This is a genomic window from Actinoalloteichus spitiensis RMV-1378 (genome assembly GCF_000239155.1).
In the GTDB taxonomy this organism is placed as follows: domain Bacteria; phylum Actinomycetota; class Actinomycetes; order Mycobacteriales; family Pseudonocardiaceae; genus Actinoalloteichus_B; species Actinoalloteichus_B spitiensis.
In genome coordinates, this window is the sequence record NZ_AGVX02000446.1 from 1 (window position 1) to 4923 (window position 4923).

Sequence of the window (4923 nt, forward strand, 5' to 3'; positions counted from 1 at the left end):
GGCGGCCCGCACCAGATCGGCGGTTGGCCGATCACACAAGGTCAGCGGCGCGCGCGGCCGCTTCCCGGTCGTCCACGTCGAAGGCCTCGGCGCCGACCGAGCGCACGTCGACGACCGGCAGCGCGCCCAGGGTGGACCGCAGCGCGGCGTGCGCGGGTTCCTCGGGGACCGCCGAGCGCAGGACGTCCAGCGGCCACACGCTCACCAGCCACTGCCTGCGACCCGCGTCGTCCACGAGGACGGCGCCGGCCCCGCTCGTCCCCGTGCGCGCGCCCGCCAACCGGTGCAGGGTGTCCTGGGTGAGGAACGGGTGATCCGCGGCGAGGAGGGCCACCAGGGGATTCCCGTCGCGGGGGCCCGGGGGAGGCAGCAGGCGGAGGCCGGCGGCGATCCCGGCGACGGGGCCACCACCCGGGGGGCGTTCCCGGGTCCACCGGACCACGGTGCCGGTGGGGCGTTCCGGTCCGACGACCACCGTGTCGGTGCCGCTGGGTACGGCAGCCAGCACGCGGTCCAGCAACGTCGCCCCGCCCACCAGCAGGGTCGTCTTGTCGCCTCCCCTGAAACGGCGGGAACCCCCGCCGGCGAGGACCAGCGCGTGCCGGATGGCCTCAGCGCTCGTCACGGTGCCCCTCCCAGTCCCGGTGCCTGGCCTGGTCGGCCGGGCGGACGTCCTCATCGGCCCTTCCCCCTTCGGCGGTGCGGCCGGCCACCGCCGGCGCCCTGTCCCTCGGGGCCGCCACCCGGTCGAGTCGTCCCGGGCGGTGGGGGCACGTCCCCGCACCACGGTCCCCCGTCGTTCCCCGGCTGTCGACCGCGCGGAGTTCGTCCCCGCCTTCCCGGTGGCCGGGGAGGCGGGTCACCCGCTCCAGGGCGCACGTCCGGCTCCGGACCAGCCGCCCCGCGCACTGGTGCCACCCCCGTCGCCTCGCCGCCCACTCGGGGCCCCGGACCCCGGAACGAAGTGGGGGTGGCCCGTTGCGGGAGCGCCGCCGACGGACGTGGCGGCACGGTCGCGGTGCGCGAGCACCGCCATCGGGCAGGGCGAACCTCCCGCGACGGCGCCTCGCGCGCCCGTGCGCTCAGCCGCGCAACCGGACGATGACCACGACCCGGCCTCGCTCGTCCCGGCACGCGACGGCGTGCCCGGTCCGCGTCGCACCGTCGAGTTCCAGGCTCAGCGGACCGCCGCGGCCCGTGAAGTTGCGCCACCAGTTCTTCGCTCCCGGCAGCCCGACCGGGATCCGCACGTACTCGCCCCGACGCCGATAGGCGACCGGGGTGGTGAAGGTGCGTCCCGAACGGCGCCCCGTGTAGGTGATGGTGGTCAGGTAGCGGCGGACCCAACGCCCCCACCGGGGCGAATCACGCTGGGCAATGACGTAGGTGTTGATCCGGTCGACGACTCGCTTCGTCCGGGCCCCTCCACGACGCATCCCAGGCACCCCGATCCGTTCCGCGACATCGTCCACAGCCTACCGAGATGCACGTGCGGGCCGGGCGAGGCCGCGCGGCCGGTCAGGCACCGACGTAGGCAGCCAGGTGCCGGCCCGTCACCGTGGACCGCGCGGCGACGAGGGTGGCGGGTGTCCCTTCGAACACGACCTGGCCGCCGTCGTGCCCGGCGCCCGGCCCGAGGTCGATGATCCAGTCCGCATGGGCCATCACGGCCTGGTGGTGCTCCACGACGATGACCGACTTCCCGGAGTCGACCAGCCGGTCGAGCAGGCCGAGGAGCTGTTCCACGTCGGCGAGGTGCAGGCCGGCGGTGGGCTCGTCGAGGACGTAGACGCCGCCCTTCTCCGCCATCCGGGTGGCGAGTTTGAGCCGCTGCCGTTCACCACCGGACAGCGTGGTCAGCGGCTGCCCGAGCCGTAGGTACCCCAACCCCACGTCCACGAGGCGGTCGAGGATCGTGTGGGCCGCCGGGACCTTCGCCCCGTCCACGCCGAAGAACCCCTCCGCCTCGGCGACCGACATCGCGAGCACCTCGCTGATGTTCCGGCCCGCGAGACGGTGCTCCAGCACCGACGCCTGGAAGCGCTCGCCCTCGCACTCCTCGCAGGTGGTGGCGACACCGGCCATCATCCCCAGGTCGGTGTAGACGACACCGGCACCGCCGCAGTTCGGGCAGGCGCCCTCCGAGTTGGCGCTGAACAGGCCGGGCCGCACCCCGTTGGCCTTGGCGAAGGCCTTCCGGACCGGGTCGAGGAGACCGGTGTAGGTCGCGGGGTTGCTCCGGCGGGAGCCTCGGATAGGGGTCTGGTCGATGGACACCGCCCCGGCGTCGGCGGGGAGCGACCCGTGCACCAGGGAGCTCTTCCCCGAGCCTGCGACGCCGGTGACGACGACCAGCACACCGAGCGGGATGTCCACGTCGACGTCCCGGAGGTTGTGCCTGGTGGCCCCCCGGACCTCCAGCCTGCCGACCGGCGTGCGCACCGTCTCCTTGACGGCGACCCGGTCGTCCAGGTGCCGTCCCGTCGTGGTGCCGCTGGCCCGGAGGCCCTCGACCGTGCCCTCGAAGCAGACCACGCCGCCCTCGGCACCGGCTCCGGGACCGAGGTCGACCACGTGGTCGGCGATCGCGATGGTCTCCGGCTTGTGCTCCACGACCAGCACCGTGTTCCCCTTGTCCCGCAGGCGCAGCAGCAGGTCGTTCATGCGTTGGATGTCGTGGGGGTGCAGGCCGGTGGTGGGTTCGTCGAAGACGTAGGTGACGTCGGTGAGCGAGGAACCGAGGTGCCGGATCATCTTGACCCGTTGCGCCTCCCCGCCCGACAGGGTCCCCGAGGGCCTGTCCAGGGAGAGGTATCCCAGCCCGATCTCCACGAACGAGTCGAGGGTGCGCCCCAGCGCGTCCACCAGCGGCGCCACGGAGGGTTCGTCGAGGCCGCGGACCCACTCGGCGAGGTCGCTGATCTGGAGTGCGCAGACGTCGGCGATGTTCCTGCCCCGGATCCTGGACGACCGGGCCGCCTCGGCCAGCCTGGTCCCGTCGCATTCGGGGCAGGTGGCGAAGGTGACCGCGCGGTCCACGAAGGCCCTGATGTGCGGCTGCATGGCCTCCCGGTCCTTGGAGAGGAACGACTTGCGCAGTTTGGGGAGCAGCCCCTCGTAGGTCAGGTTGATGCCCTCGACCTTGACCTTGGTCGGCTCGTGGTGGAGGAAGTCGTCCATCTCCTTCCGTGTGTACTCCCGGATCGGCTTGTGGGGGTCGAGGAGTCCGGACTCGGCATAGACCCGGACGGTCCACAGGCTGTCGGACTTCCAGCCGGGTATGGTGAGCGCTCCCTCGGCGAGGACTTCGAGTCGTCGAAGAGCTGGGTGAGGTCGAGGTCCGAGACCGTTCCCCTGCCCTCGCACCGCGGGCACATGCCCCCGGTGCGGGAGAAGGTCTGCTTCACCGTCCGGCTCGCTCCGCGCTCGACGGTGATCGCGCCATGGGCGCGGACCGAGGGAACGTTGAAGGAGAAGGCGTTGGGCGAGCCGACGTGGGGTTGGCCGAGCCGGCTGAAGAGGATGCGCAGCATCGCGTGGACGTCGGTGGCGGTGCCGACCGTGGAGCGCGGGTCCGACCCGAGCCGTTGCTGGTCGACGATGATGGCCGTCGTCAGCCCTTCGAGGACGTCGACATCGGGTCTCGCGAGGGTCGGCATGAACCCCTGGACGAAGGCGCTGTAGGTCTCGTTGATCAGGCGTTGCGACTCCGCGGCGATCGTGGTGAACACCAGCGAGCTCTTCCCTGATCCGGAGACGCCGGTGAACACGGTCAGCCGGCGTTTCGGGATCTCCACACTGATGTCCCGGAGGTTGTTCTCGCGGGCGCCGTGCACGCGGAGCACGTCGTGGCTGTCTGCGGCCAGTCCGGTGGACGACGGCGAATCCGCCCTCGCGGCCCTGCGCATCGTGATCTCCCTCCGTGGTGGGGCGCCGTGCCTCGGTCTCCGGTGGTGACGATCGTGCGTACCTCTGGTCACCCGATGGCGGTCGGACGACGAGCACGTTACGCCTGGCGCCGCTGTGGTACTCGGGGAACGCCGCCCCCGACGGGGCTTCCCCTCGATGGGCCCGCGCCCAGCGTCCTCGGGGCCGACCGGAGCACCCGTGCTGGCGTCCGACGGGCTCGAGCCCTTCCAAGGCGCCTCACCGGTGCTGGGCCACGGTCGGGGATGGCCTCGGGAGGGCGAACGGCCGCGAGCCGTGCCGCGGCGGGGGGTACATCGGATCGCGCGACGCCCACGGCCCGGACTCGGCGGGCTGGGCCGGTCACCGGAGTTCCTGGATGCGGAGCAGGTCGCCGGCGGCTCGCGCACGGCGCCCTCCCGGATTCCGTACGGCTGCTCCACAGGTCCCGCACGACGGGGGTGCCCGCCTCACGCAGCCGGTGGAACGTGCCGTCGAGGTTCCTGCTAGCAGGGATGGTGCCGGCGCAGGTCCCCCTGGTCGTCATCGGGACGACGGCGCGCCGCCGCGAGTCCGTGGCGCCGGGGTCGACCGCACGGGGTTGGGGGACGGGGGAGGTACCGGCTGTTCGGTGGGGCCGACCGTGATCCACCGCGAGTCCTCGTACCCGACGCGGGCTTCGAGGACCAGGACGTCGCGGGAGGCGTCCACATCGGTGCGCGGGCGGACGCTGACGTGGGTGGTGACGTCCATGCCGGCCAGGCTAGAAGGGGGCTCGGCACCCCCGCTTCTCGATTCCTGACCGGATCGGGGCGGGTTCCTGGTGCCGCGCGCGGTCGGATTCGCCGGGTCGTGGGTGGTTTCCCGAGGAGGGGCACACCGTCCCGCACAGGGGAGGGACACTCGAGGTCGGTCGCGGGCGTGGGTGGCGGCGGGGCGTCCCGGCAGGAGTGCGCCGAGGCGGGAGCGCGGTACCGGCGGCGGTTCGACCGGGGTTCGCCCGCCGGGCATCCGCCC

At 72.9% G+C, this 4923-nt stretch carries 3 protein-coding genes and 1 pseudogene; all 4 read right to left on the reverse strand.

Going from position 1 to position 4923, the window contains the following annotated elements:
* Positions 1-31 precede the first annotated feature (31 nt).
* The 4 genes and pseudogenes from mobA to ACTIDRAF_RS35080 all read right to left on the reverse strand — a co-directional run bounded on the left by mobA (position 32) and on the right by ACTIDRAF_RS35080 (position 4659).
* Entirely contained in the window at positions 32-625 is a 594-nt protein-coding gene (mobA, locus tag ACTIDRAF_RS0218810; protein ID WP_016700277.1) for a molybdenum cofactor guanylyltransferase, read from the reverse strand.
* A gap of 457 nt (positions 626-1082) precedes the next feature.
* A complete protein-coding gene (locus ACTIDRAF_RS0218820) occupies positions 1083-1436 on the reverse strand; it encodes a hypothetical protein (RefSeq protein ID WP_026066267.1) in 354 nt (117 codons plus the stop codon).
* A gap of 82 nt (positions 1437-1518) precedes the next feature.
* Positions 1519-3908: pseudogene (locus ACTIDRAF_RS29750) on the reverse strand (ATP-binding cassette domain-containing protein).
* Positions 3909-4449: 541 nt separating this feature from the next.
* Positions 4450-4659, reverse strand: coding sequence for a hypothetical protein (locus ACTIDRAF_RS35080; RefSeq protein WP_052168888.1), 210 nt, complete (start codon positions 4657-4659; stop codon positions 4450-4452).
* Between the last annotated feature and the right edge of the window lie 264 nt (positions 4660-4923).

Coding starts and splice junctions, on each gene's coding strand:
- ACTIDRAF_RS0218820 (WP_026066267.1), bottom strand. CDS start 1,436: ATGCGTCGTGGAGGGGCCCGGACGAAGCGAGTCGTCGACCGGATCAAC.
- ACTIDRAF_RS35080 (WP_052168888.1), bottom strand. CDS start 4,659: ATGGACGTCACCACCCACGTCAGCGTCCGCCCGCGCACCGATGTGGAC.